The 24,578-nt window shown below is 71.2% G+C and carries 26 protein-coding genes; 14 read left to right on the forward strand and 12 right to left on the reverse strand.

The window, feature by feature from the left end; translation table 11 throughout:
• The first annotated feature begins 37 nt into the window (after positions 1-37).
• The 9 genes from AMK10_RS03120 to AMK10_RS03160 all read left to right on the forward strand — a co-directional run bounded on the left by AMK10_RS03120 (position 38) and on the right by AMK10_RS03160 (position 9,708).
• Positions 38-1,252: an amidohydrolase gene (locus tag AMK10_RS03120; RefSeq protein WP_107428362.1), complete on the forward strand. Its 1,215-nt coding sequence runs from the start codon at positions 38-40 to the stop codon at positions 1,250-1,252.
• Between the two features lie 338 nt (positions 1,253-1,590).
• The gene (locus tag AMK10_RS03125; protein WP_073744491.1) at positions 1,591-2,643 is read left to right on the forward strand and encodes a BMP family lipoprotein; all 1,053 of its coding nucleotides are present in this window, start codon (positions 1,591-1,593) and stop codon (positions 2,641-2,643) included.
• A 239-nt stretch (positions 2,644-2,882) separates the two neighbouring features.
• On the forward strand, positions 2,883-4,469 hold the full coding sequence (locus tag AMK10_RS03130) for an ABC transporter ATP-binding protein (RefSeq protein ID WP_073745999.1): 1,587 nt from the start codon (positions 2,883-2,885) through the stop codon (positions 4,467-4,469).
• Positions 4,466-5,584 (forward strand): ABC transporter permease, encoded by a 1,119-nt coding sequence (locus AMK10_RS03135; RefSeq protein WP_073744492.1) that lies wholly within the window; start codon positions 4,466-4,468, stop codon positions 5,582-5,584. The genes AMK10_RS03130 and AMK10_RS03135 overlap by 4 nt, the downstream gene beginning before the upstream one ends.
• On the forward strand, positions 5,581-6,846 hold the full coding sequence (locus AMK10_RS03140) for an ABC transporter permease (RefSeq protein ID WP_073744493.1): 1,266 nt from the start codon (positions 5,581-5,583) through the stop codon (positions 6,844-6,846). The genes AMK10_RS03135 and AMK10_RS03140 overlap by 4 nt, the downstream gene beginning before the upstream one ends.
• Positions 6,843-7,241: a cytidine deaminase gene (locus AMK10_RS03145; protein WP_073744494.1), complete on the forward strand. Its 399-nt coding sequence runs from the start codon at positions 6,843-6,845 to the stop codon at positions 7,239-7,241. The genes AMK10_RS03140 and AMK10_RS03145 overlap by 4 nt, the downstream gene beginning before the upstream one ends.
• Positions 7,242-7,375: 134 nt before the next feature.
• On the forward strand, positions 7,376-8,653 hold the full coding sequence (locus AMK10_RS03150) for a thymidine phosphorylase (protein WP_073744495.1): 1,278 nt from the start codon (positions 7,376-7,378) through the stop codon (positions 8,651-8,653).
• Between the two features lie 98 nt (positions 8,654-8,751).
• Positions 8,752-9,342, forward strand: a complete 591-nt coding sequence (locus AMK10_RS03155; RefSeq protein WP_073744496.1) for a Uma2 family endonuclease — start codon at positions 8,752-8,754, stop codon at positions 9,340-9,342.
• A gap of 21 nt (positions 9,343-9,363) precedes the next feature.
• Positions 9,364-9,708, forward strand: a complete 345-nt coding sequence (locus AMK10_RS03160) for an STAS domain-containing protein (protein ID WP_073744497.1) — start codon at positions 9,364-9,366, stop codon at positions 9,706-9,708.
• A gap of 7 nt (positions 9,709-9,715) precedes the next feature.
• Here the strand turns inward: AMK10_RS03160 and AMK10_RS03165 are convergent, their stop codons facing one another.
• The 4 genes from AMK10_RS03165 to AMK10_RS03180 all read right to left on the reverse strand — a co-directional run bounded on the left by AMK10_RS03165 (position 9,716) and on the right by AMK10_RS03180 (position 13,226).
• Entirely contained in the window at positions 9,716-10,027 is a 312-nt protein-coding gene (locus tag AMK10_RS03165; RefSeq protein ID WP_073744498.1) for a hypothetical protein, read from the reverse strand.
• Entirely contained in the window at positions 10,024-11,037 is a 1,014-nt protein-coding gene (locus AMK10_RS03170) for an RNA polymerase subunit sigma-70 (protein WP_073744499.1), read from the reverse strand. The genes AMK10_RS03165 and AMK10_RS03170 overlap by 4 nt, the downstream gene beginning before the upstream one ends.
• Before the next feature lie 70 nt (positions 11,038-11,107).
• Positions 11,108-11,824: a L,D-transpeptidase gene (locus tag AMK10_RS03175; protein WP_073744500.1), complete on the reverse strand. Its 717-nt coding sequence runs from the start codon at positions 11,822-11,824 to the stop codon at positions 11,108-11,110.
• Positions 11,825-11,915: 91 nt separating this feature from the next.
• Positions 11,916-13,226, reverse strand: coding sequence for an MFS transporter (locus AMK10_RS03180; protein ID WP_073744501.1), 1,311 nt, complete (start codon positions 13,224-13,226; stop codon positions 11,916-11,918).
• Positions 13,227-13,288: 62 nt separating this feature from the next.
• Here AMK10_RS03180 and AMK10_RS03185 point away from each other — a divergent pair, with 62 nt between their 5' ends.
• Positions 13,289-14,242, forward strand: coding sequence for a LysR family transcriptional regulator (locus AMK10_RS03185; RefSeq protein ID WP_073744502.1), 954 nt, complete (start codon positions 13,289-13,291; stop codon positions 14,240-14,242).
• Positions 14,243-14,358: 116 nt separating this feature from the next.
• On the opposite strand, the gene AMK10_RS03190 is transcribed toward AMK10_RS03185, so the two are convergent.
• Positions 14,359-15,117, reverse strand: a complete 759-nt coding sequence (locus AMK10_RS03190) for an alpha/beta hydrolase (RefSeq protein WP_073744503.1) — start codon at positions 15,115-15,117, stop codon at positions 14,359-14,361.
• Between the two features lie 103 nt (positions 15,118-15,220).
• On the opposite strand from AMK10_RS03190, the gene AMK10_RS03195 reads away from it, so the two are divergent.
• Entirely contained in the window at positions 15,221-16,375 is a 1,155-nt protein-coding gene (locus tag AMK10_RS03195) for an adenosine deaminase (protein ID WP_073744504.1), read from the forward strand.
• A 134-nt stretch (positions 16,376-16,509) separates the two neighbouring features.
• Positions 16,510-16,806, forward strand: a complete 297-nt coding sequence (locus AMK10_RS03200; RefSeq protein WP_073744505.1) for a hypothetical protein — start codon at positions 16,510-16,512, stop codon at positions 16,804-16,806.
• A gap of 86 nt (positions 16,807-16,892) precedes the next feature.
• Here AMK10_RS03200 and AMK10_RS03205 read toward each other — a convergent pair whose 3' ends face one another.
• From AMK10_RS03205 to afsQ1, 5 genes are all read right to left on the reverse strand, one after another.
• Positions 16,893-17,096 carry a PspC domain-containing protein gene (locus tag AMK10_RS03205; RefSeq protein ID WP_073744506.1) on the reverse strand — a complete coding sequence of 68 codons (204 nt, stop codon included), beginning with the start codon at positions 17,094-17,096 and terminating at the stop codon, positions 16,893-16,895.
• A 91-nt stretch (positions 17,097-17,187) separates the two neighbouring features.
• Positions 17,188-17,763 (reverse strand): VanZ family protein, encoded by a 576-nt coding sequence (locus AMK10_RS03210; protein ID WP_073744507.1) that lies wholly within the window; start codon positions 17,761-17,763, stop codon positions 17,188-17,190.
• Positions 17,764-17,868: 105 nt separating this feature from the next.
• Positions 17,869-18,498, reverse strand: coding sequence for a hypothetical protein (locus tag AMK10_RS03215; protein ID WP_073744508.1), 630 nt, complete (start codon positions 18,496-18,498; stop codon positions 17,869-17,871).
• Entirely contained in the window at positions 18,498-20,030 is a 1,533-nt protein-coding gene (locus AMK10_RS03220; protein WP_073744509.1) for a sensor histidine kinase, read from the reverse strand. Before AMK10_RS03220 ends, AMK10_RS03215 begins: the two co-directional genes overlap by 1 nt.
• Positions 20,027-20,704 carry a two-component system response regulator AfsQ1 gene (afsQ1, locus tag AMK10_RS03225; RefSeq protein ID WP_198959609.1) on the reverse strand — a complete coding sequence of 226 codons (678 nt, stop codon included), beginning with the start codon at positions 20,702-20,704 and terminating at the stop codon, positions 20,027-20,029. The genes AMK10_RS03220 and afsQ1 overlap by 4 nt, the downstream gene beginning before the upstream one ends.
• Positions 20,705-20,886: 182 nt before the next feature.
• Here afsQ1 and AMK10_RS03230 point away from each other — a divergent pair, with 182 nt between their 5' ends.
• Entirely contained in the window at positions 20,887-21,633 is a 747-nt protein-coding gene (locus AMK10_RS03230) for a SigE family RNA polymerase sigma factor (protein ID WP_073744511.1), read from the forward strand.
• A gap of 165 nt (positions 21,634-21,798) precedes the next feature.
• Here AMK10_RS03230 and AMK10_RS03235 read toward each other — a convergent pair whose 3' ends face one another.
• On the reverse strand, positions 21,799-23,274 hold the full coding sequence (locus AMK10_RS03235) for a glycerophosphodiester phosphodiesterase family protein (protein WP_079180597.1): 1,476 nt from the start codon (positions 23,272-23,274) through the stop codon (positions 21,799-21,801).
• Positions 23,275-23,371: 97 nt separating this feature from the next.
• Positions 23,372-24,076: a uridine kinase family protein gene (locus AMK10_RS03240; protein WP_073744512.1), complete on the reverse strand. Its 705-nt coding sequence runs from the start codon at positions 24,074-24,076 to the stop codon at positions 23,372-23,374.
• A gap of 63 nt (positions 24,077-24,139) precedes the next feature.
• Between AMK10_RS03240 and AMK10_RS03245 the strand changes: the two genes are divergently transcribed.
• Positions 24,140-24,565, forward strand: coding sequence for a hypothetical protein (locus AMK10_RS03245; RefSeq protein WP_073744513.1), 426 nt, complete (start codon positions 24,140-24,142; stop codon positions 24,563-24,565).
• The last annotated feature ends 13 nt before the right edge of the window (positions 24,566-24,578 follow it).

Here is a 24,578-nt window from a genome sequence, read left to right on the forward strand (position 1 = left end):
GGCCAGTTGTGGGTGGTGGGGGCCTACCCTTGACTAGGTGAACCAGTTGAAGTCCCGTGCGCCCCACGCCGAGGCCGTCCTGCCCGGCACACTCACCGACGGACTGCGTGCCGAGCTCATCGCCTTCCGCCGTGATCTGCACATGCACCCGGAGCTCGGCAACCAGGAGTTTCGCACCACCGCGGCCATCAAGGCCCGGCTGGAGAAGGCGGGGCTGGAGCCCGAGGTGCTGCCCGGCGGCACGGGACTCGTCTGTGACGTGGGGGAGTGGGACGGCGTGACGCCCATGCTGGCGCTGCGCGGGGACATCGACGCCCTGCCGATCCCGGACACCAAGGTCGGCGTCCCCTACCGGTCCACGGTGCCCGACCGCGCGCACGCCTGCGGCCACGACGTGCACACCGTGTGCGTCCTGGGCGCCGGGCTCGTGCTCAGCGAGCTCGACCGGCAGGGCCTGCTGCCCCGCCCCGTGCGGCTGCTGTTCCAGCCCGCCGAGGAGGTGCTGCCCGGCGGCGCTTCCGACGCGGTGGCGGCCGGGGTGCTGGAAGGCGTCGGGCGGATCATCGGGGTGCACTGCGACCCCAAGGTGGACGTGGGGAAGATCGGGCTCCGGATCGGGCCGATCACCTCCGCCTGCGACCGGCTGGAGGTGTCCCTCGACGGTCCGGGCGGTCACACCGCCCGCCCCCACCTCACCACCGACCTGGTCACGGCCGCGGCCCGGGTGGCCACCGACGTGCCCGCCCTGCTCGCCCGGCGTGTGGACGCGCGCGCAGGCCTCGCGGTGACCTGGGGGCGGCTCGAGACGGGCCACGCGCCCAATGTCATCCCACAGCACGCCGAGCTGTCCGGCACGGTGCGCTGCCTCGACCTGGAGAGCTGGCGGCAGGCGCCCGACCTGGTGCACGCGGCGATCGACGAGGTGGCCGGAATGTACCGGGCGAAGACCGTGATCGACTACGTACGGGGCGTCCCGCCCGTGGTGAACGAGGCCGAGACGATCGGCCTGCTCGACGCCGCGATGACGATCCGCCGCGGATCGTATGCGATCGAGGACACCGAACAGAGTCTCGGCGGAGAGGACTTCTCCTGGTACCTGGAGAAGATTCCCGGCGCCATGGCCAGGCTCGGCGTACGCGGTCTCGGCGACATCCGCGACCTGGACCTGCACCGGGGGAACTTCGACGTGGACGAGGAAGCCATCACCGTCGGGGTCGAGCTGTTCACCGCCGCCGCGCTGCTGGACAGCTGACCAGTGCCCTTTCCCCGCAACGGTGAGCGCGGCGGTGAGCCGGGTGGCGAAACGGGCGCCCGCCCGCCGCCGCCCGGGGTGCCGCCGGGCCCGGCGGCACCCCGGATTCCTGGCCGCCCAAGGCCCCGGGGCCCGGTGGCCCGCCCCCGCGGGCCCGGCGGGTGGAGGGCCACGCGGCCCGATCCGGCAACGACCCGTAGGCCACCAGGACACCTTCTGTTCGCGACGATCCGATAACGGCTTCCGTACAGGTCCTTATCTGACATCTACGCGCGTTACGATCGCCGCGAAACCAGCGCCGGAAGAGGCGCTTCGGTCAGGTTTGAAGGAGCCTTCCCTTGCGCCGGATCACCAGGATTGCCACCGTGGGCGTCATGTCCGCGGCACTCGCTCTGAGCGTCAGTGCCTGTGGCGACTCGTCGTCGGACAGCAGCACGTCGTCCGACTCCAAGGCCGACAAGACGGCCATCGCCTACGACATCGGTGGCCGCGGCGACCAGTCGTTCAACGACGCCGCCTACGCGGGCCTGGCCAAGGCCGAGAAGGACCTCGGCGTCAAGGGCACCGAGGCCGAGCCCTCCGAGGGCGAGTCGGACGCGGACAAGGTCCAGCGCCTCACCTCGCTGGCCCGCGCCGGCAACAACCCGGTGATCGGTGTCGGCTTCGCCTACGCGCCCGCCATCAAGAAGGTCGCGCCGAAGTTCCCGAAGATCACCTTCGGCATCATCGACGACGCCTCGGTGACCGGCGACAACATCGCCAACATCGTCTTCAACGAGGAGCAGGGCTCCTACCTCGCGGGTGTCGCCGCCGCCAAGGTCACCAAGACCAAGACGGTCGGCTTCATCGGCGGTGTCGAGACCCCGCTGATCAAGAAGTTCCAGGCCGGCTTCGAGCAGGGCGTCAAGGACACCGACTCCGCGGTCAAGGTCGTCCCGCAGTACCTGACGCAGCCGCCGAACTTCGACGGCTTCTCCAAGCCCGACCTGGGCAAGGCCGCCGCGCAGGGCCAGCTCGACAAGGGCGCCGACGTGATCTACTCGGCCGCCGGTCTGGCCGGTTCCGGTGCCATCGAGGCCGTCTCCAAGGCCGGCAAGTGGAACATCGGCGTCGACTCCGACCAGTACAACCAGGCGGGTCTCGCCGACTACAAGGAGTCCATCCTCACCTCCGTCACCAAGGACGTCGAGGACTCCGTCTTCAACCTGATCAAGTCCGTCCAGGACGGCAAGCCGCAGTCCGGCGAGGTCCGCTACGGCCTCGACAAGGACGGCGTCGGCCTGGCGATGTCCAACCCGGCCTTCACCAAGATGACCGAGGTCATCGCCGCCGTGGACGCGGCGAAGAAGGACATCATCGACGGCAAGATCACCGTCAAGACCACCCCGTAACGACTCCGGTCGTCAGGCTGGTTTCCCGTGGGCCCGGAGCGCGGACCGTCGCCGCTCCGGGCCTGTGGGGTGCTATTCGAAGAAGTTGTGCCCGTCGCAGTGCCCGCTCGTACCGGCCCCGAACCAGGTGTTCGGACCGTGCTGTGGCCCTACGCTTTACGATTCGGCAGCGCTACGCGTGTAGACCGCCCTCAGGCGCGATAACTTCACCCCGCCCCTCTGCCCCTGTGCCCCCGCTCCTGTCCGGCCAAGGAGAGTGCGTCATCAACGCGTCCAGCAGTCCCCCTGCCGTAGAACTGCACGGCATCACCAAGCGCTTCCCCGGAGTCGTGGCCAACCACGACATCGGCATCACCGTACGCAAGGGAACGGTCCACGCCCTCGTCGGCGAGAACGGCGCCGGAAAGTCCACCCTGATGAAGATCCTCTACGGCATGCAGAAGCCGGACGAGGGCACCATCGCGGTGGACGGCGAGCAGGTCTCGTTCGGCAACCCCGGTGACGCCATCGCGCGCGGCATCGGCATGGTGCACCAGCACTTCATGCTCGCGGACAACTTCACCGTGCTGGAGAACGTCGTCCTCGGTGGCGAGAAGCTCCACGGCATCGGATCCGCCGCGCGCAAGAAGATCAAGGAGATCTCCGACGCGTACGGCCTGGGGGTGCGGCCCGACGCGCTCGTCGAGGACCTCGGCGTCGCCGACCGGCAGCGCGTGGAGATCCTCAAGGTGCTCTACCGGGGCGCCCGCATCCTCATCCTCGACGAGCCGACCGCCGTGCTCGTCCCGCAGGAGGTGGACGCGCTCTTCGCGAACCTCCGCGAGCTCAAGGCCGAGGGCCTCACCGTCATCTTCATCTCGCACAAGCTCGGCGAGGTGCTCTCCGTCGCCGACGAGATCACGGTGATCCGGCGGGGCACGACGGTCGGCACCGCCGACCCCGCGAACACCACCACCAAGCAGCTCGCCGAGCTGATGGTCGGCAGCGAGCTCCCCTCGCCCGAGACACGCGAGTCCACCGTGACGGACGTGCCGATGCTGCGCGTCGAGGGGCTCTCCCTCAGCGTGACGGACCCCGACGGCGTCGTCCGCGACGTCCTGTCCGACGTCGGCTTCACGATCCACAAGGGCGAGGTCCTCGGCATCGCGGGCGTCGAGGGCAACGGCCAGACCGAGCTGATCGAGACGCTCGTCGGCATGCGGAGCCCGGACGGCGGCGTCATCACGCTGGACACCGACGACATCTCGCGCACCCCGACCCGCAAGCGGCGCGAGGGCGGCCTCGGTTACATCCCCGAGGACCGCCACCGCCACGGGGTCCTGCTGGACGCCCCGCTCTGGGAGAACCGCATCCTCGGCCACGTCACGGAGAAGCCCAACAGCAAGGGCTGGCTCCTGGACCCGAAGGCCGCACGCACCGACACCGAGCGGATCGTGCGCGAGTACGACGTCCGCACTCCCGGCATCGAGGTCACCGCCGGCTCCCTCTCCGGCGGCAACCAGCAGAAGCTGATCGTCGGCCGCGAGATGAGCCACAGCCCGAAGCTGCTGATCGCCGCGCACCCCACCCGGGGCGTGGACGTCGGCGCGCAGGCGCAGATCTGGGACCAGATCCGCGAAGTCCGCCGCGAGGGCCTCGCCGTCCTGCTCATCTCGGCGGACCTGGACGAGCTCATCGGGCTCTCCGACACCCTGCGCGTCATGTACCGAGGACAGCTGGTCGCGGACGCCGACCCCGCCACCATCACACCCGAGGAACTGGGCTCGGCCATGACCGGCGCCGCCGCCGGTCACCTCGAAGCAGCACCGGAGGACGAGGCCCGATGAAGAAATTCGACAAGGACCGGCTGATCCTGGGCTTCGCCGGCCCGGTACTCGCCCTGGTCGTCGCCTTCGCGCTCAGCACCGTGGTGCTGCTCATCTCCGACCGCGACCCGTTCGAGCTGTACCGGCTGCTCTTCGAGCAGGTGTCCTACAGCGACGTACAGGTCCTGATCATCAACCAGGCCGGTACGTACTACCTCGCCGCTCTCGCGGTCGCCGTCGGCTTCCGGATGAACCTCTTCAACATCGGTGTCGACGGGCAGTACCGCCTCGCGGCGATGATGGCCGCCCTCGTCGGCGCCAGCGTCAGCCTGCCGGGACCGCTCCAGATCGCCCTGATCGTCGTCGTGGCGATGCTGGTCGGAGCCTTCTGGTCGGGCATCGCGGGCATCCTGAAGACCACCCGCGGAGTGAGCGAGGTCGTCTCCACGATCATGCTCAACTCCATCTCGACCTCGCTGATCGCCTGGCTGATCCTGCCGCAGAACTTCGGCGACCAGGCCGCGGGCTCCAACAACCTGACGACGGGCGAGATCCCGGAGGCCGGCTGGTTCCCCGGTCTCTCCCTCAGCGCGGAGGCCGGTGAGATCTACGGATTCACCTTCGTCGCCGCCGGCTGCGGCCTCGTCTACTGGTTCGTCCTGAACCGCACCCGGTTCGGCTTCGACCTGCGCGCCACGGGCGCCAGCGAGAGCGCCGCCCAGGCCTCCGGTGTCGACGCCAAGAAGATGATCCTGACCTCGATGCTGATCTCGGGCGGGATCGCCGGCCTCGTCGGCATGCCGACGCTGCTGGGCGACACGCACACGTACAGCCTCGACTTCCCCGTCGGCCTCGGCTTCACCGGCATCACCATCGCGCTGCTCGGCCGCAACCACCCGGTGGGCATCGCGCTCAGCGCGCTGCTGATCGCGTTCCTGGACAAGGCGTCGTCCCCCCTCGACCAGTTCGGCTTCGAGAAGGAGATCGCCACGATCATGCAGGGCCTGATCGTGATCTCGGTCGTCGTCAGCTACGAACTCGTCCGGCGTTACGGGACCCGCCGTCAGCAGCAGAAGGTCGGCGAGGAACTCGCCGCCGGCCACGCCCTCACCACCGAGAAGGAGGCGGCCCTGTGAGTACCAGCAAAGTCTCCGCCGCACGCGTCGCCGCCCCGAAGGGCGGCGGACGGCGCAAGCTGTCCCTGCCCGTCGTCCTCCTGATCATCGCCGGTGCGCTCGCCCTCGTCTCGCTGGTGCGCCTCATCAGCGGCGCGAACGACGTGACCTCCGTGGGCCAGGTCAGCGGCGCCCTCGAACTCGCGGTCCCGATCGGCCTCGCGGGCCTCGGCGGCCTCTGGGCCGAGCGGGCCGGTGTCGTCAACATCGGCCTCGAGGGCATGATGATCCTCGGCACCTGGTTCGGCGCCTGGGCGGGCTTCCAGTGGGGCCCGTGGGTGGGTGTCCTGTTCGGCATCATCGGCGGCGCGCTCGGCGGTCTGCTGCACGCGGTCATCACCGTCACCTTCGGCGTGAACCACATCGTCTCCGGTGTGGCCATCAACATCCTCGCCGTCGGCGTCACCCGCTACCTCTCCAACTTCACCTTCGCCGAGGAGCCCGGCGGGTCGTCCAAGCAGTCACCGCGGCTGGAGGAGATCGACAAGATCACCATCCCGGGGCTCTCGGACTGGATGCAGGACCTCCAGCAACACCACTGGTTCTTCGTCTCCGACCTCGCGGGCATCATCGGCGGCCTGGTCACCGGCCTGTCCCTGCTGACCGTCGTCGCCCTGCTGCTCATCCCCGCCACCTGGTGGGTGCTGTGGCGCACCGCGTTCGGCCTGCGGCTCCGCTCCTGCGGTGAGAGCCCCGTGGCGGCCGAGACCCTCGGTGTGAACGTCTACAAGTACAAGTACATCGCCGTGACGATCTCGGGCGGTCTGGCGGGACTCGGCGGCGCGTTCCTGGCCATCGTCGCCACCAGCATCTACCAGGAGGGCCAGACCGGCGGCCGCGGTTACATCGGTCTCGCCGCGATGATCTTCGGCAACTGGATGCCCGGCGGCATGGCCCTGGGCGCGGGGCTCTTCGGCTTCACCGACAGCCTCAAGCTCCGCGGCGGCGCCGAGAACGTCCACGCGATGCTGCTGCTCTTGGCGATCCTGCTGGTGATCGTCGTCTTCTGGCAGCTGTACCGGAAGAAGTACCTGTCTGCGGCCGTCTCGGCGGTCATCTCCGGCGTGCTCTTCACCTGGTACGCCCTGACCGACCAGGTCCCGAGCCAGTTCGTCGACGCCGCGCCGTACGTCACGACGCTGCTGGTGCTCGCCCTGTCCGCGCAGCGGCTGCGCATGCCGAAGGCGGACGGCGTGCCGTACCGCAAGGGCGAGGGCAAGTGACGGGCCCGGCGCCCGTCGACTGGGAAGCGCTGCGCGAGGCCGCCCGGGACGCCATGTCCCGGGCGTACGCCCCGTACTCGGGCTACCCGGTCGGCGTCGCCGCCCTCGTCGACGACGGCCGCACGATCACCGGATGCAACGTCGAGAACGCCTCGTACGGCATCGGGCTCTGCGCCGAGTGCGGGCTGGTCTCCCAGCTCGCCGTCACGGGCGGCGGCCGGCTGACGCACTTCACCTGCGTGGACGGCACGGGCTCGGTGCTCGTGCCGTGCGGGCGGTGCAGGCAGCTGCTGTACGAGTTCGGCGGGCCCGGCCTCGTCCTGGAGACGCCCGACGGTCTCCGTACGCTCGACGAGATGCTGCCGCAGGCCTTCGGGCCGCAGCACCTGGGGTAGGACCCCGCCGCCGCGCCGTTCCGGGCGGGCCCGACCGGCCCGTTCGGAACGGCGCGGCGGAACGTTCACTCTCTATGCGCGTAGAGTCAGCCAGGACTCTCGCCCACCCCTCCGGCCGGAAGGACTCCCCTCCCATGGACGCCATCTCCGTCATCCGCACCAAGCGGGACCGGGGCGAGCTCAGCCCCGAGCAGATCGACTGGGTCATCGACGCGTACACCCGCGGCGAGGTCGCCGACGAGCAGATGTCCGCGCTGGCCATGGCCATCCTGCTGAACGGCATGAACCGCACCGAGATCGCCCGCTGGACCGCCGCGATGATCGCCTCCGGCGAGCGCATGGACTTCGGCGCGCTCTCCCGCCCCACCACCGACAAGCACTCCACCGGCGGCGTCGGCGACAAGATCACCCTGCCGCTCGCCCCGCTGGTCGCCGCCTGCGGAGCGGCCGTCCCGCAGCTCAGCGGCCGGGGCCTCGGCCACACCGGGGGCACCCTCGACAAGCTGGAGTCCATCCCCGGCTGGCGAGCCCAGCTCTCGAACGCCGAGATGCTCGACGTCCTGAACACGACCGGCGCCGTGATCTGCGCGGCGGGCGACGGCCTGGCCCCCGCCGACAAGAAGCTGTACGCGCTGCGCGATGTCACCGGCACCGTCGAGGCCATCCCGCTCATCGCCAGCTCGATCATGTCCAAGAAGATCGCGGAGGGCACCGGCGCGCTCGTCCTGGACGTCAAGGTCGGCTCCGGCGCCTTCATGAAGACCATTGAGGACGCCCGCGAACTGGCCTCCACCATGGTCGCGCTCGGCACCGACAGCGGCGTGCGCACCGTCGCGCTGCTCACCGACATGGCGACCCCGCTCGGCCTGACGGCCGGCAACGCCCTGGAGGTCCGTGAGTCCGTCGAGGTCCTCGCCGGCGGCGGCCCGAAGGACGTCGTCGACCTGACCCTGGCGCTCGCCCGCGAGATGCTCGACGCCGCCGGGCTCAAGGACGCCGACCCGGAGAAGGCACTCGCCGACGGCTCCGCCATGGACGTCTGGCGCCGCATGATCTCCGCCCAGGGCGGCGACCCGGACGCCGTACTCCCCGTCGCCCGCGAGCAGCACGTGATCAGCGCCCCGTCCTCGGGCGTGCTGACCCGCCTCGACGCCTACGACGTCGGCGTCGCCGCCTGGCGCCTCGGCGCGGGCCGCGCGCGCAAGGAGGACCCCGTGCAGGCGGGCGCCGGCGTCGAACTGCACGCCAAGCCGGGCGACACGGTGACCGAGGGCCAGCCGCTGCTGACCCTGCACACGGACACCCCCGAGAAGTTCGAGTACGCGCTCAAGGCCCTGCCCGGCTCGTACGACATCGCGCCGTCGGGCACGCCCTTCACCGCCACGCCGGTGGTGCGGGAACGTATCGCCTGACCTGCGGCTTTCCCTTTCGGGTGAACGGGACCGGTGGACCACCACCGGTCCCGTTCGGCATGCTGTCATCGGTGGCGCACCGATAAGAGGAGACCGCGATGGGCGCACTCACCGTCGATCCCGGGCCGGGCCACGGCCAGGAGTGGGACGACCTCGTCCGGATCTGGGAGGAGACGGACGCACCCGAGGGCTGCAAGGTGGAGATCATCGAGGGGATCGTCACTGTGTCGCCACCGCCGTCCAAGGACCACAACACCACTGCGGAGCTGCTCCAGCGCAGGCTCTACGCCGTCATTCCGGAGGACTGGGGGATCTACCAGACGCTCGGAGTCTCCGTGCCCGGGCGGGCCGGGCTGTACATCCCCGATCTCGTCGTCCTGCCCCGCGAGCTCGCGTCAGGGCCGGGCAATCGCGTACCGGCGGAAGACGTCCGGCTCGTCGTGGAGATCACCTCCCCGGCCAACGCCAACCACGACCGCATCGGCAAGGCGCACGGGTACGCGAAGGCAGGCATCGGGCTGTTCCTCCTGCTCGACCCCTGGCACACCGGCCGCCCGACCGCGACCCTGTACGGGGAGCCGAGCGACGGCACCTACCGGGTCCTGGAGGCGGTCGAGTACGGCGAGACACTGACACTGCCGAAGCCGTTCGGGCTGGATCTGGACACGGGCATCTTCCCGGTGAGCTGAGACACACGTGCACGGGAGCCGATGAGTTTCGGGCATCCCGCCGGTCTCCCTGGTGTGGATGCCCTGACACCGAACGTCCTCGTCCTCACCGGCCGCGTCACCCGCGCCGACGTGCCGGACCTCTGCGCCCGGCTGGAGGCGCTGCTGAGCGGCGCCCCCGGGGCCGCCGTGGTGGACTGCGACGTGGGCGGTGTCGTACGCCCCGACCTGGCCCTCGTCGAGGCGATGGCGCGGCTGGGACTCGTCGCCCGCCGGGCCGGAGGCGTCGAGCTGCGGCTGCGCAACGTCCCGGCCGAGCTCGGGGCGCTGCTCGATCTGGTGGGGCTCGCCGATGTGGTGCGCAACGTCCGGCCGGTCACGGAGTGACCGGCGCTCAGCGGGCCACGGCGGTGTCGCGGGCCACGCTGTAGCTGCAGACGACCAGCTTCGCATGTCCGTCCGCGTACTCGTCCGGCACGTCCTTCAGCGACGGCACCGCGACCGCCGAGGGCGTCGGTGCCGGCCTCCGCGTCGGGCATGAACCCTCCGGCTGCGGCCCCGGCTCGGGGTTGCCGCTCGTCACGCCGGACGTGGGCGAGGGACCCGGTCCCGCCGTGGCGGACGGCTCGCCCAGCAACAGCGTCGCCGCCCAGCCACCCGCCACGAGCAGGGCCCAGCCGATCACCACAGGGCGCCGCACACTCACGCGTCGGCATCCAGATGGTCCGGGAGCCCGAACAGCGGGAACCAGCGCGGGGTGTCCAGGAAGCAGTGCATCCCGGTGATGGCGCCGTCCGCGATGTCGATGACCTGGACCGCCCACGGCACGAAGCCCGGACCGTCCGGATTCGGCTTGTAGTGCGCGAAGGCCGGGGTGCCGTTGGCCTCGGTCGCCACCAGCCGGGAACCCTCGCAGCTCGCGCCGATGCTGAGCATGAAGCCCGCGATGTCGTCGTGCCCCTGGAGCCAGAGGTCGAACGGCGGCATGGTCATCACGGCGTCCTCGTGGAGGAGCGCCGTCAGCGCCGCCATGTCGTACCCCTCGAAGGCCGCCACATAGCGGTCCAGCAGCTTGCGCTGCTCCTCGTCCAGCGGGTTCGCGGTGTCCGGCGCCGTGCTGTCCGTGTCGGCGAGTGTCGCCCGGGCCCGCTGCAGGGCGCTGTTGACCGAGGCGACCGAGGTGTCCAGCAGCTCGGCGACCTCACTCGCCTTCCATGCCAGGACCTCGCGCAGGATCAGCACCGCGCGCTGCTTGGGCGGCAGATGCTGGAGCGCGGCCACGAACGCGAGACGCACCGACTCACGGGCCACGGCGGCCTCCGCCGGGTCCGCGACCGTCGGCAGGATGTGCCCGTCGGGCATCGGCTCCAGCCAGGTGTTCTCGGGAAGAGGGCTGAGAGCGGCCTGGGCGAGCGGGGTCGGTCCGGTCAGATCCACCGGCCTGGCCCGCTTGTTGCCCGCCTTCAGCATGTCCAGGCAGACGTTCGTCGCGATCCTGTACAGCCAGGAGCGGAGCGAGGAACGGCCCTCGAACTTGTCGAAGTTGCGCCAGGCGCGCACCAGCGTCTCCTGGACCGCGTCCTCCGCCTCGAAGGCCGCGCCGAGCATCCGGTAGCAGTAACCGGTCAGCTCGACACGGTGTCCCTCCAGACGGCTGTCGATGTCCGCCGCCGCCGTCAGATCACTCATCGCTCCACCCCTGTTGCGCTGTGACACCGCTCTCCCAGCACTGTGGAAGCTATCGCAGGGCACTGACAACGGGGGCGGGTAGCGAGGAAGCCGCCGCTCAGGTGCCGGGCTTGCGTCCGTAGACGAAGACGTCGTCGCCGTTCTTCAACAGGTTCCAGTATGACTTCGCGTCCGAGGGGCGCATGTTGACGCAGCCCGCCGATCCCGGGTTGTTGTACATGGACTTGGTGACGGAGTGGAACGCCTGCCCGCCGTCGAAGAACTGCGCGTACGGCATGGCCACGTCGTAGAGCGTCGACCAGTGGTCGATGTTGCGCCAGTAGATCTTCTTGGCGCCGGTGCGGGTCTCGGCACCGTTGCGCCCCGTGCGCACCGGGACCGGGCCGAACTTCAGTTTGGAGCCGTCCTGGATCCAGCTGAGCTGCCTGGTGAGGTCGACGCAGGCGATGCGGCCCTTGTTCGTGGGGCACTTCTTCGCCTTGTTCGGGGTCTTGCCCGCCGCCTTCTGCACGGTGATCGTCTTCATCGTGCGCCAGGTGACCGGGCCCGCGTAGCCGATGGCCGGGGTGATGCCCTTGGAGACCTGGAACGAGCGGATCGCGTTGCAGTCCGCCGTCGACTGCTTCCCGTCGGCCGTCCGCCCCAGCCACTTCTCGACCTGCTTCTGGTACGGGCCCTTCGCCGCCGTGCAGGACGCCGCCTGGGCGGCCGTCCCGGTGCTCAGGACCAGGGCGGGTGCGGCCACCAGCCCGGCGACGGACAGGACGGCCGCCCGCCGCGCCCGTACGCCACGTATCTTCCCCATGCTTCTCATGTACGCCTGCTCCCCTTCGCGTTCGCCCGCGGTGTGGTGACTCCGCTTGTTGGACGTGCGTCGGGGAGCCGCGGTTGTGCGGGGGCAGGTCTCAGTTGTGCACCGTTGCGACCACGCCGGCGCGGAGCCGCTCGGTCCGGGCCGCCCGGGTCCCGTACAGGGTGATCGACAGGACACCGAGGACCGCCAGGACACCCAGCGTGACCGTGCCCGCCCAGCCGCCCGCGTGGAAGGCGACCGCGCCGAGCGTGCCGCCCGCGCTGGAGCCCAGGTAGTACGCGGACTGGTAGAGCGCCGAGGCCTGGGCGCGGCCCGAGGTCGCCGTGCGGCTCACCGAGGACGAGGCGACCGCGTGCCCGGCGAAGAAGCCGGCCGTGATCAGGACCAGGCCCGCCAGGACGGCCGCCAGCTGGTCGGCCAGGGACAGCAGCAGACCCGCGGCCGTCGTGGAGACGGCGAGGTAGAGCGCGCCCCGGCGGCCCAGCCGGGCGACCAGCCTGCCCGCGGCGGCGGAGGAGACCGTACCGACGAGGTAGACCAGGAAGATCGAGCCGACGATGCCCTGCGGGAGGCCGAAGGGCTCCTCGACGAGCCGGTAGCCGATCACGGTGTACACCGCGCCGAACACCGTCATGAACAGCGCGCCGATCGCGTACAGGCGGCGCAGCAGCGGGTTGGAGAGGTGACCGGTGACGGCCTTCGCCAGGGCCTTCGGGTTGAGCGTGGCGGGGCTGAAGTGCCGCGCCCTGGGGATCATGAAGTGGAAGACCACCGCGCAGGCCACGGCGAGCAGCCCGATCGCGCCGAGCGCCACACGCCAGCCCCACAGCTGGGCCACCCAGCCGGCCAGGATGCGCCCGCTCATGCCGCCGATGCTGTTGCCCGCCACGAACAGCCCGATCGCGGCGACCAGGGCCTTGGGCCGCACCTCCTCGGCCAGGTACGCCATCGCGGAGGCGGGGAGCCCGGCCAGTGCCGCGCCCTGGACCGCGCGCAGCGCGATCAGCCAGCCGAGCGAGGGGGCGAAGGGAATGAGCAGACCGATCACCACGGCGACGGCCAGGGAGGCCGTCATCATCTGGCGCCGCCCGAAGCGCTCGGAGAGCGCGCTCAGCGGCAGGACGCACAGGGCCAGAGCGCCGGTCGCCGCGGAGACCGTCCAGCTCGCCTGTCCCGCCGTGGCGCCGAAGGACGCGGAGACGGCGGGCAGCAGGGCCTGGGTGGAGTAGAGGAGTGCGAAGGTCGCGATCCCCGCCGAGAAGAGCGCGAAGCTCATCCGGCGGTAACCGGGACCACCAGGGGTGAGGCGGTCCGGGACGGCGGGTGAGGCGACGGCGGCGGCGGATGACGGAGCGGCGGCGTCCAGCAGGATGGTGGACGCCCCGGTACTGGCAGGAGGCATACGGCGAACGTAGACCTCACGGTTTCATGCGTCCAATGCATGAAACGGCCATAATCGTTCCCATGGCGCATCAATACAGCTCACAGCCCCGGCTGTCACCGAGCAGTTACGAAGAAGACATCCGGGCCGTACTCGCTCCCCGCCTCGCGTACTTCGAGGCGGTGGCCCGCCACGAGCACGTCACCCGCGCCGCGCACGAGCTCGGCGTCCCGCAGTCGACGCTGTCGCGCGCCATGGTCAGACTGGAACAGGACCTGGGCGTCGCCCTGTTCGCCCGCCGGGGCCGCACCGTCTCGCTCACCCCCGCGGGCCGCACCTTCCTCGGCTCCGCCGAACGCGCGCTGGCCGAGGTGGAGAAGGCGGCCGACTCCGTGCGCGCGGACGCCGACCCCACGGCGGGCAAGGTCGCCTTCGGCTTCCTGCACACCATGGGCTCCGAGACCGTGCCCGCCCTGATCCGCGCCTTCCGGGCCGACCACCCCCGGGTCCGCTTCCAGCTCGTCCAGAACTACGGCGAGGCCATGATCGAACGGCTGCGGGCGGGCGGCCTGGACCTCTGTCTGACCTCGCCCGTGCCCGACGCCCCGGACCTCGTCGCGATGCGCCTGGACGAGCAGCGGCTGCGCCTGGTCGTCCCCGACGACCACCGGCTGGCGGGGCGCCGGCGCGTCCGCCTCGCCGAGGCCGCCGACGAAACGTTCGTCACCCTCGAACCCGGATACGGGCTGCGGCGGATCACCGACGACCTCTGCGCCGAGGCGGGATTCACCCCACGCGTCGCGTTCGAGGGCGAGGAGGCGGAGACCCTGCGCGGCCTGGTCGCGGCCGGGCTCGGGGTGGCGCTGCTCCCGCCGCCCGCCGTCGCCAGGCCCGGTGTGGTCGAGCTGACGGTGACGGCGCCGCGCGCGGCGCGCGAGATCGGGGTGGCCTGGCTCGACGGCCATCCCGACACGCCGCCGGTGGCCGCCTTCAAACGCTTCCTGCTCTCCCGCAGGGGAAGCCTCCTGCCGGACTGAGGCCCGAGCTCCCGGAAGCCGCCCTCGGCACCTCCGCGAGCGGCCCTCGGTACCTCAGGAGGGCGTCTGCGGCGGCGCCCCCGTACGCCGTCCGCAGCGCCCCGCGCGCGCCGCTCTCAGTGCCGCAGCGAGCGCCCGAACCCCGCTGCCAGCGGCATCCGCAGCCCCAGCGGAGGGGGCGCGGCGAACGCGTCCGCGACCGGGCGGGCGTACGACCTGGCGAACAGTGAGCCCCGTATGAAGTCCGCTGCCAGCGCCACCACTTCGGAACGGTGCTGGCGCAACGCGTGCCCGTCCGAGTGCACTTCGAAGCGGCAGGTGTGCCGGTTGGCCTTCTTGGCCCGCTCGGCCAGCCGGTAGGAGAGCTCCGGATCGGTCCTCGCGTCGTTCGTGCCGTGCACGATCAGCACCCGGCGCCCCGCGAGGTGCTTCACCGGCTCGGGCTCCTGATCCGGGTGCTCCGGCAGCCAGGGGGCCATCGACAGCACGGAGTTGACGGCGGGGTGCCCCGCGCCGCGCAGCGCCGCCCGGCCCCCCATGCCGTGCCCGACGAGACACACCGGGATGTCGCCGTAGCGGCGTACGACCTCGTCGGCCGCCCAGTGGGCGTCGGCCGCCGGATCGGCGCCCTCGTTCCAGCCGCGGGTGCGGTAGCGGACGACGTGCACCGCGAGCCCGTCGTCCTGGCCCGCACGGGCCAGCATCCGGGCGAACGGCAGCTGCGCCGCGTACGAGAAGGCGGAGGGGCGGCGTAGGGAGTCGGTCTCGCCGTCCGGGAGCAGCAGGACCACGCCGCTGACCTCGGGTGCTGCTCCGGCCGTGAGGACGGCCCGTCCCAGCCTGGCGGCAGGCAGGGGAAGTGCGCGCTGTGCCATGACAGAACAGTGTCAGAAGGGCAGGTGTATTCCATCTGGCCTCGCGGTCACTGTTACGCATCGGCGGTCAGCGCTCTACGCGCGTAGGCGCTAGAGTGCCCGGATGACGAGCCAGACCCCGGATGTCCCCGGTCCCGACCAGATCCGCCGCGCGCCCAAGGTGCTGCTCCACGACCATCTCGACGGCGGCCTGCGCCCCGGCACCATCGTCGAACTGGCCCTCGCGCAGGGCTACGACGCCCTGCCCGAGACCGAGCCCGACAAGCTCGGCGTCTGGTTCCGCGAGGCGGCCGACTCCGGCTCCCTCGAACGCTATCTGGAGACGTTCGCGCACACCTGCGCCGTGATGCAGACCCGCGACGCGCTGGTCCGGGTGGCCGCCGAGTGCGCCGAGGACCTCGCCGAGGACGGCGTCGTCTACGCCGAGGTGCGGTACGCGCCGGAGCAGCACCTCACCGCGGGACTGTCACTCGAAGAGGTCGTCGAGGCGGTCAACGAGGGTTTCCGCGAGGGTGAGCGCCGGGCGCGCGCCAACGGCCACCGCATCCGGGTCGGCGCCCTGCTCACCGCGATGCGGCACGCCGCCCGCGCCCTGGAGATCGCCGAACTCGCCAACCGCTACCGGGACCTGGGCGTGGTCGGTTTCGACATCGCGGGCGCCGAGGCGGGCTTCCCGCCCACCCGGCACCTCGACGCGTTCGAGTACCTCAAGCGCGAGAACAACCACTTCACCATCCACGCCGGCGAGGCCTTCGGGCTGCCGTCGATCTGGCAGGCCCTGCAGTGGTGCGGCGCGGACCGCCTCGGCCACGGCGTGCGCATCATCGACGACATCGAGGTCGCCGACGACGGCAGCGTGACGCTGGGCCGTCTCGCCTCCTACGTACGCGACAAGCGCATCCCGCTGGAGCTCTGCCCGACCTCCAACCTCCAGACCGGCGCCGCTGCCTCGTACGCCGAGCACCCCATCGGGCTGCTGCGGAAGCTGCATTTCCGCGCCACCGTGAATACCGACAACCGGCTGATGAGCGGGACGAGCATGAGCCAGGAATTCGAGCGACTGACCGAGACTTTCGGATACACGCTCGACGACATGCAGTGGTTCACAGTCAATGCGATGAAATCAGCGTTCATTCCTTTCGATGAACGTCTGGCGATGATCAACGATGTCGTGAAGCCCGGTTACGCGGAACTGAAATCCGAGTGGCTCTTCCGTCAGACGGCTGCGACCAGCGGTTCTTCCTTCGCCGTCGGCTGAGTGAGACGGACGGGGAACGGCCGGGAGCGCCGAATCCCGGCCGTTTTCCGTGTCCCGGCATGTTTGCGGCGGGGGTGCGTTGCTGACTACGTTGCAGAGCCGCTCACATCCCCTTCCCCAAGGATGAATGTCACATGAAGCAGTCTGCTGTCAGGATTCTCGGTGTCGCCGCTGTCGGTGCCGCTTTCGCCGCCGCCGGCGCGGGCAGTGCCTCCGCCGTAGCCGTGCCCGTCGACGCCCTGGCCGGCGCGCTCCCCGCCGGTGTCGCGCTCGACTCCGTGACGGACGCCGTGCCCGCCGTGCAGAAGGCCGCCGGTGGACTGCTCGACCAGCAGCAGCGCGGCAGCAGCGACCTCTCGGCGCCCGGCACCAACCTGCTCGGCGGCCTGCCCGCCGGCGGACTGACCGGTGTCCTGCCGATCGGCCGCTGACCACCCGCGGTCCCTCCGCGCGCATGTGGGGCGCGCACCCGGTCCGGGTGCGCGCCCCACAGCTGTTCTCCCCGTGGCCGTGCCGGTCACCAGGCCGTCGCGGCAGGGGACTTCTCCGACGGCAGCAGCAGCCAGAGCGCCAGATAGAGCAGGAACTGGGGGCCGGGGAGCAGACACGACACCAGGAAGATGATCCGCATCGTGCTCGCGGAGGTGCCGAAGCGCCGTGCCAGCGCCGCGCACACCCCACCGATCATGCGTCCCTCGACGGGTCGGACAAGTGCGGCCATGGTGGGCTCCTTCGTGAACCGTTGCGGGGAGCGGCTCCGTCGCGCTCCCGGTCACTCCATGGTCGCTCCACGAGGGGGACAAAGCATCGCTCTACGGGGCGATACCGACCCTGGTCATCGTCGGGGTCGACCCCTGAGGGGCCTCGCCCAGGTAGGCCCGCGCCCCGTTCCCGATCCGGGACAGGTCGCCCGCCCCTGCCCGGTTGCCCCGGCGCAGCCGCGCCCTGGACAGCGGGACGACCAGCAGATGGGCCAGCGCCACGCCGGCGGTGTTCAGCAGCAGGGAGTCGACGTCGACGACCTGGCCCGGCACGCCCGTCTGCGCCAGCTCGATGGCCATCGAGATCAGCGAGCCCGCCGCCACCGTGCGGGCCAGTGAGGCCCACGGGGAGACCAGCAGCCGGCCCCCGGCCATCGGCAGCAGTATGCCCAGCGGGGCCAGCAGCAGAAGCCCCTCACCGATACGGCGGGCCGCCTCGGCCGGGCCCAGCGCCAGATCCGCCCTGATCCCGGCGAACGGATGGAAGTTCGCCGCCGTCATCCAGGGAACGTCCAGCGGGCGCAGCGTCAGCCAGCCGACGAACAGCAGATGCGCGAGGAGCAGGGCTACCCCCGCCGCGCGGAAGCGGATGACGGCCTGGCCGTCCGAACTGTGACGCACGTCCACCAAGACGCCACGACCGGCGGGATCGGTTCCGTCCCGTCCGGGGAAGGGTCTGTGACGAGGGGCACGGCCCCGCGCGATCCCGCCCACAGCCGCCCGCACCGCCCCTCAGGACAGCTCGGCGCCCAGCGTGGGCACGTCCGCGGGCCGGGCCTTGGTCTCCGCCGTGCACAGATAGCCCCGCGGGGCGTAGTCGCCCGGCCCGCCGAGCAGCACCGAGCCGCCGCCCCCGATGCTCTCGCTCTCGGCGTACGTGCACACCACCTGGGCGAGCGCCTCCGCCGGAAGGTCCTCCGGCTGCTCGCTGAGGCGGAGCGTGCCCGCGGGGTCGCCCTTCCGGGCCTCGGACGCCCGCAGCCCCGCCGGCACGACGGTGGAGAAGCCCGCGCGCCGCTCCCCGGCGGACGGCTCCTGCTGGAGCTCGCCCAGCAGCGCCTGCGCGACCACCAGCCTGTCGGACCGGGCCTCGTCCACCTCGACCGTGCGGTCCAGGCTCACCAGCTGCGAGGCGCAGACCAGATAGATGCGTACGGAGACGCTCTCCGCCGGCGCGGCCGACTCCGCCGACGCCGTCCTGCACGGCATCCGGGACGGCGCCGCCCCCGCGTCGACCGGCACCGAGGTGCTCCTGATCCCGCACCCGGCCGCCAGCGCCGCACCCGCCACGACCGCGGCCAGCACGGCGGCGGCCCGGCGCGGACCCCCGCGCCGGGCGCCGTACGCCCGCTCGCTGCGCATCACTTCGCGTCGCCCTTCTCGTTGCGGTCGGGGTCGTCGTCGCCGGGAGCGCCGGTCAGGCTCTCCGCGTCGCGGGGGAGCCGCAGCACGAACACCGCGCCCTCGCCGTCCGGCAGGTTCGACGCCGTGATGTCACCGCCGTGGATGTGCGCGTTCTCCACCGCGATCGACAGGCCGAGACCACTGCCCTCGGAACGGGGCCTGGACGCGCTCGCCTTGTAGAAGCGGTCGAAGACGTGCGGCAGGACCTCCTCGGGGATGCCCGGCCCGTGGTCGCGGACCTCGATGACCAGCTCGTCCTCGTCGGTCCGCACGGACACCCGCACCGGCGAGCCGCCGTGCTTGAGGGCGTTGCCGATCAGATTCGCCAGGATCACGTCGAGCCGGCGCGGATCGAGCCGCACCATGATGCCGCGCTCCGCGTCCAGATCGACCGCGTCCAGCCAGGCACGGGCGTCGATACAGGCGGTCACCTGGTCGGCGACGTCGACCGTGTCCAGGACGAGCCGGGCCGTACCCGCGTCGAAGCGGGTGACCTCCATGAGGTTCTCGACGAGGTCGTTCAGCCGGCGGGTCTCGCTCACCACCAGATGCACGGCGGGAGCGATCATCGGGTCGAGGCTGTCCGCCTCGTCCTCCAGCACCTCGGCGACCGCCGTGATCGCCGTCAGCGGGGTCCGCAGCTCGTGCGACATGTCGGCGACGAACCTGCGGCTCGACTCCTCCCGCGCGCTCATGTCCGCGACCTTCTTCTCCAGCGAGCTCGCGGCCTTGTTGAACGTATGGGACAGCTCGGCCAGTTCGTCCGTGCCCGACACCACGAGCCGGGTGTCCAGCTTGCCCTCGCCGAGCTTGCGGGCCGCGTCGCCGAGCCGCTGCACCGGCCGCAGCACCGTCGTCGCCGCCGCCTGGGCGAGCAGCGCCGAGCCGACGAGGGCCAGCGCGGTCGCGATCCCCAACGACCAGGCCAGCGAGCTGAGATCCTCGCGCTCCTGGTCCAGCGACTTCAGCATGTAGCCGGAGGGGCCGCCGCCGATGATCTTCGTGCCGGCCACCAGATAGGGGGTTCCGCCGATCGTCGTCCGCTGCCAGAACAGGTGGTACTCATGGGTGTTGCTCGACGTCAGCGGCTGCCTCTTGTTCACCTGCTTCTGCAGCGAGGCGGGCACGTCGACCTTGGTGAAGGAGTCGATGTCGGAGGACCCCGTGACCGGCTTTCCCTCGGACGTGCCGACCAGCAGCACGTGATAGCCGGGACCGCTGCTCGCCATCTGCTCGGCGGTGTCCCGCAGTTCGGCCGCCGTGGGCTGGAGCGGCAGCGAGGCCGCCCGGTTCTGCATCTGCCGGCGGAAGTCGCCGAGCGCCGCGTCCTGCGTACGCGTCAGGACGGCCTCGCGGTTGAGCCAGTACGCGATGCCCGACGCGGACACCGCGGCGGTCAGGGCCACCAGCGCGAACACGATCAGCAGCCGCAGCCGCAGGCTGGTCCAGCGAAGACCCGCGAGTATGGAACGCTTCGCGGAATCGCTCACTGAGGCGAGTCCAGCCGGTAGCCCACACCGCGCACGGTACGGATCAGAGTCGGCGAGGACGGCACGTCCTCCACCTTCGCCCGCAGCCGCTGCACACAGGCGTCCACCAGCCGGGAGTCACCGAGGTAGTCGTGCTCCCACACCAGACGCAGCAACTGCTGCCGGGACAGGGCCTGTCCGGGCCTGCGGCTCAGTTCGAGCAGGAGCCGCAGCTCGGTCGGTGTGAGCTGGAGGTCCTCCCCGTTCTTGGTGACCGTCATCGCCGAACGGTCGATGACGACACTCCCGAACGTCGCGGAATCGGTGGACTCCCGCTCCCCGCGGCGCAGTACGGCACGGATGCGCGCGTCGAGTACGCGGCCCTGCACGGGTTTCACGACATAGTCGTCCGCGCCGGACTCCAGTCCCACCACGACGTCGATGTCGTCGCTGCGCGCGGTCAGCAGAATGATCGGCAGCTGGTCGGTGCGCCGGATCCTCCGGCACACCTCGAAACCGTCGATTCCGGGCAGCATCACATCCAGCACGACCAGGTCCGGACGCTGCTCCCTGAGCAGGTCCAGGCCGTCCTCTCCCGTCGCCGCGGTGGCCACACGGTGGCCCTGGCGTGACAGCGAGAGTTCGAGGGCCGTGCGGATGGCGTCATCGTCCTCGATCAGCAACAGGAAAGGCACGGGGCTCATTCTGGCCCATGGTGGTGCCACGTTTCGACAATCCCCCCTACCCGATCCGTACGCGCGACCGGCCGACATGCCCTGTGACAGGTCTGTGACAGTCGGGGGACAGCGCCATGAAACTGCCCCGGCAAGCTCATTGGCACACGGAACGAACGGACTCCACCGATGGGGGGCGCCACATGAACGCACTGCACAGCACCACCTCAAGCGCAGTTGTCACGCGCCTTCACGACGTCGGGCGGGGTCCGGAGAAGTCCGGCGCCGGAGTACGGGGGTGCGTCCGTGGCGCCGGGCGTCAGCACACGTCGTATCTGACGATGGTTGACGCGTCCACGGGGGACAACGGGGGAAGCGCGTACGGGGAGGTCCCGGGGGAGCGGAAGCCCGAGGCGAAGACCGAGGACGCCGAAGCGGCGTTCACGGCCTACGTCCAGGAGCGCCGCGCCTCCCTGTACGCGACCGCCTACCACCTGACCGGCGACCGGTTCGAGGCCGAGGACCTGCTGCAGAGCGCCCTCTTCTCGACGTACCGGGCGTGGGACAGGATCAGCGACAAGGCGGCGGTCGGGGGTTACCTCCGCCGCACCATGACCAACCTGCACATCAGCGCGTGGCGCAGGCGCAAGCTCAACGAATACCCGACCGAGGAGCTGCCGGAGACGGTGGGCGACACGGACGCGATGCGGGGCACGGAACTGCGGGCGGTGCTCTGGCAGGCGCTCGCGCGGCTGCCCGAACTCCAGCGCACCATGCTGGTCCTCCGCTACTACGAGGGCCGCACGGACCCGGAGATCGCGTCCATCCTCGGCATAAGCGTCGGCACGGTGAAGTCGAGCATCTGGCGGTCGCTCCGCCGGCTGCGCGAGGACGAGGTCCTCAGCTTCGGCCGTGACGAGGAGGAGTCCTTCGGCGAGCTGGTGGCCTGAGGTCTGCGGGGGGCACGGGGGAAGTACGGGGGACCACGGGGGACCAACGGGGGAAGAGCCGCCGCTTCGGGGGAGGCGGCGGTACGGGGGAAGGCGCAGCGGGGGCGGACAGGCCGGGGGGTCCTGTCCGTCCCCGCTCGTCGTGCTCACCGGCGGACGGGGGCGTCAGCCTCGGACCGGGGTGAGCTGGAGGTAGTCGAGGTTCCAGTTCTGGTAGGCGTCCTCGGGCAGGGCCAGCCGCAGGGTGTGGCGCCCGGCGGACAGGCGGCGGGTGACGCCGCTGTGCTGGAGCACCTCCTTGTTGTGGCTGGTGGTGTTGCGCACGCCGACCGGCTCGCTCGCCGGTCCGCCGTCGAAGGAGAGCGTGTAGGAGCCCGCCGGCGAGTACGGCGAGGAGACCCGGGCCTGGACGGCGTACGAACCGTCGCGGGGGACGATCACGTCGTACGTGAGCCACTCGCCGCCGCGCATCCACGAGATCCGGACGTTGCCGTCGGCGTCGCTGATGTCGACGTCCTCGCCGGGGCGCATCGCGAGCCCGCCCTTGTTGCCCGCGTCCGAGTCGTGGTAGCCGGAGCCCTCCCCGGGCAGGAAGTCCTCCGCCTGCACCCGCACGGCGCCGCGCGGCAGCGGGTCGCCCTCACCGGTGCGCAGCCAGGACTCCAGCTTCTCCACGTCGTCGGTCTGGAGGACCGTCGTACGGAAGCCGCGGACCAGCCCCTCCCAGCCCCGCAGCGGGTCGGTGAGCGATGCCTCGTCGGTCATCCGCTCCGACAGGCCGTTCCACATGGTGTTGCTCCACACCCGGCTCCGGGCGGCCAGGCCGTCGAGGAACGGCCTGCGGGCCACGGCGTCCGCTGAGCTGTCGAAGTTGACCTCGTAGGCGACCGGCTGGTCGTCGCCGAACGCGGCGACATGGGCCAGGTTGGCGTCCGTGATCATGTGCATGTAGACCGCGTCGCGGTGGGTGGAGAGGAAGTCCCGGACCTCGGCGACCGGGGCGTCGCTCTTCCAGATCCCGTTGCGGACGGTGCCGGTGGCGACGAGGACGTCCCAGATCTCCTCGCGGAACGCCCAGCCCTTGTCGAGGTTGACCAGGCCCCGGTCCTTCACCAGGGCCATCGTCTCCCGGAGCGTCGGGACCGGCTCGTCGGTGACGGCCGCCTGGGCCCCGCCCAGCCCCTCCTTCAGACGGAGCCGGCCGATCTCGGCGAGTGTCAGGTCGGCGACGGCACCGGTGCCGTTCGTCGTGCGGTCGACGGTGGCGTCGTGCATGAGGACGGGGACGCCGTCCTTGGTGAGCCGGACGTCGATCTCGGCGATCTCGGCGCCGTCGGCGAAGGCGGCCCGTACCGCGGGCAGCGAGTTCTCGGGGGCGTCCCGCCACTGGCCGCGGTGGGCGGCGGTGAGGATCTTGGCGTCCGGGCCGTGGTCGAGCAGGTCGCGGTAGGCCCGCTCCGCCGCCGTGCGCCCCTTCAGGCCGGGGCCACCGAAACCGTACGGTGAGCTGCTCACGCTCGCGGCCGGCCCGGCTCCGGCGGACGGGCCGGCGACCAGCGCGGCTCCCGTGACGGCGCCGGTGACGGTGAGGGCCAGGGCGGTGGCCACGGCGATGGCGTGACGTGCGATCGATCTTGTCATGGTCACGGACCCTAGGTGCGTCCGCGGATCACCCCGCCGCGTTCCCGTGAAGCGGCGGCGGGCACCGGATGAACGATCGGTTCCGGCTCCGTGCCGCTCAGTTCGTCACCCGGCTCCGCGGGGCCCGGCAGCGGCCGGCGGCCGCTGCGGCGAGCCTGCCGAGGGCCTCGTCCCTCCCGCAGGGGTGGGCGCCGAGCGCGGTCTGGCGGGCCACGATGCCCCGCTCGGCCCGCATCAGCCGCCAGCCGCGCCGCAGCAGGAACGGCACGGACTTCCGGCCCTCCCGCAGATCCCGCGCCAGCCGCCGCCGGAACGTCGTGGACGGGCGCCCGCGCAGGCACAGGGCGTCCGCGAGCAGGCCCAGTTCCTGGCAGCGCTCCACGATGTCCGCCGCGAAGATGCCTTCGGCGACGAACAGGGGCGTGCGCTCGATGTCGAGCGTCTCGTGGCCGGTCCGCGAGCTCGTGGAGATGTCGTACAGCGGTACGTCGGTGCGGCCGGTGCCGCACAGCTCGGCTATGGCCGCGACGGCCGCGTCGGCGTCCCAGGACAGCGCGGAGTCCCAGTCGATGTCCGTGCTGCCGGTGACCCGGGGCAGTGTCGGATCGTTTTCCTCCTTGTAGAAGTCGTCCAGGCGCAGCACCGGGAGACCGCTGCGGGCCGCGAGGGACGACTTGCCGGAGCCGGAGGGACCGGCGAGCAGCACGACGCGAGTGGGGATCGGTTGGGAACTCACAGAACAGAAGTGTGAGGCATTGACCCGCGCAGGGGATCCCCGGGAGGTCCTGTTGGTATCGAGCATCACACCTCAACTACTCTGCGCGCACGGATGATTACTCGACACGTCCCGATCAGGTGGGAGAACATGGCACGTCACGCACTGTCCAAACCCCGGCACCGCGCCCTGCTGCGCGCCGGTCTGACCCTCACCGCGCTGGGCGCGGCGCTCGGCGCCGGAGGTGCCGCCGCCCAGGCGGCACCGCTGCCCGCGACGCCCGCCACCGGCGCGGACACCGCGGACAGCACGCTGGGGGCGGTGTCCGACGCGGCGGCGCCCGCGCTGACCAGCGCGCTGGGCTACGGCCTCGCGGGGGCGGTCAAGCCCGTCACGGACCTCCAGATCGACCCGCTCGCGGGCACGGGCGTGGACCCGCTGGACAACGCGGTGGGCGCCCAGATCGCCGACTTCAAGCCGGTGACCACGGCGCTGGTCACCGATCCGCTGACCAGCGGGGCCGCGCTCGGCGACCTGCCCGTGGTCGGAGAGGTGACCGGTCTGATCACCGGCTGACCCGCCGTACGCA

Origin of the sequence: Streptomyces sp. CB02058, from assembly GCF_001905505.1 — a bacterium.
Lineage (GTDB): Bacteria > Actinomycetota > Actinomycetes > Streptomycetales > Streptomycetaceae > Streptomyces.

Excerpts from the sequence above, each read along its gene's own strand:
- AMK10_RS03135 (WP_073744492.1), top strand. The coding sequence starts at position 4,466 with ATGAAGAAATTCGACAAGGACCGGCTGATCCTGGGCTTCGCCGGCCCG.
- AMK10_RS03150 (WP_073744495.1), top strand. The coding sequence starts at position 7,376 with ATGGACGCCATCTCCGTCATCCGCACCAAGCGGGACCGGGGCGAGCTC.
- AMK10_RS03155 (WP_073744496.1), top strand. The coding sequence starts at position 8,752 with ATGGGCGCACTCACCGTCGATCCCGGGCCGGGCCACGGCCAGGAGTGG.
- AMK10_RS03160 (WP_073744497.1), top strand. The coding sequence starts at position 9,364 with ATGAGTTTCGGGCATCCCGCCGGTCTCCCTGGTGTGGATGCCCTGACA.
- AMK10_RS03175 (WP_073744500.1), bottom strand. The coding sequence starts at position 11,824 with ATGAGAAGCATGGGGAAGATACGTGGCGTACGGGCGCGGCGGGCGGCC.
- AMK10_RS03180 (WP_073744501.1), bottom strand. The coding sequence starts at position 13,226 with ATGCCTCCTGCCAGTACCGGGGCGTCCACCATCCTGCTGGACGCCGCC.
- AMK10_RS03185 (WP_073744502.1), top strand. The coding sequence starts at position 13,289 with ATGGCGCATCAATACAGCTCACAGCCCCGGCTGTCACCGAGCAGTTAC.
- AMK10_RS03190 (WP_073744503.1), bottom strand. The coding sequence starts at position 15,117 with ATGGCACAGCGCGCACTTCCCCTGCCTGCCGCCAGGCTGGGACGGGCC.
- AMK10_RS03195 (WP_073744504.1), top strand. The coding sequence starts at position 15,221 with ATGACGAGCCAGACCCCGGATGTCCCCGGTCCCGACCAGATCCGCCGC.
- AMK10_RS03200 (WP_073744505.1), top strand. The coding sequence starts at position 16,510 with ATGAAGCAGTCTGCTGTCAGGATTCTCGGTGTCGCCGCTGTCGGTGCC.
- AMK10_RS03205 (WP_073744506.1), bottom strand. The coding sequence starts at position 17,096 with ATGGCCGCACTTGTCCGACCCGTCGAGGGACGCATGATCGGTGGGGTG.
- AMK10_RS03215 (WP_073744508.1), bottom strand. The coding sequence starts at position 18,498 with ATGCGCAGCGAGCGGGCGTACGGCGCCCGGCGCGGGGGTCCGCGCCGG.
- AMK10_RS03230 (WP_073744511.1), top strand. The coding sequence starts at position 20,887 with ATGAACGCACTGCACAGCACCACCTCAAGCGCAGTTGTCACGCGCCTT.
- AMK10_RS03235 (WP_079180597.1), bottom strand. The coding sequence starts at position 23,274 with ATGACAAGATCGATCGCACGTCACGCCATCGCCGTGGCCACCGCCCTG.
- AMK10_RS03240 (WP_073744512.1), bottom strand. The coding sequence starts at position 24,076 with ATGCTCGATACCAACAGGACCTCCCGGGGATCCCCTGCGCGGGTCAAT.
- AMK10_RS03245 (WP_073744513.1), top strand. The coding sequence starts at position 24,140 with ATGGCACGTCACGCACTGTCCAAACCCCGGCACCGCGCCCTGCTGCGC.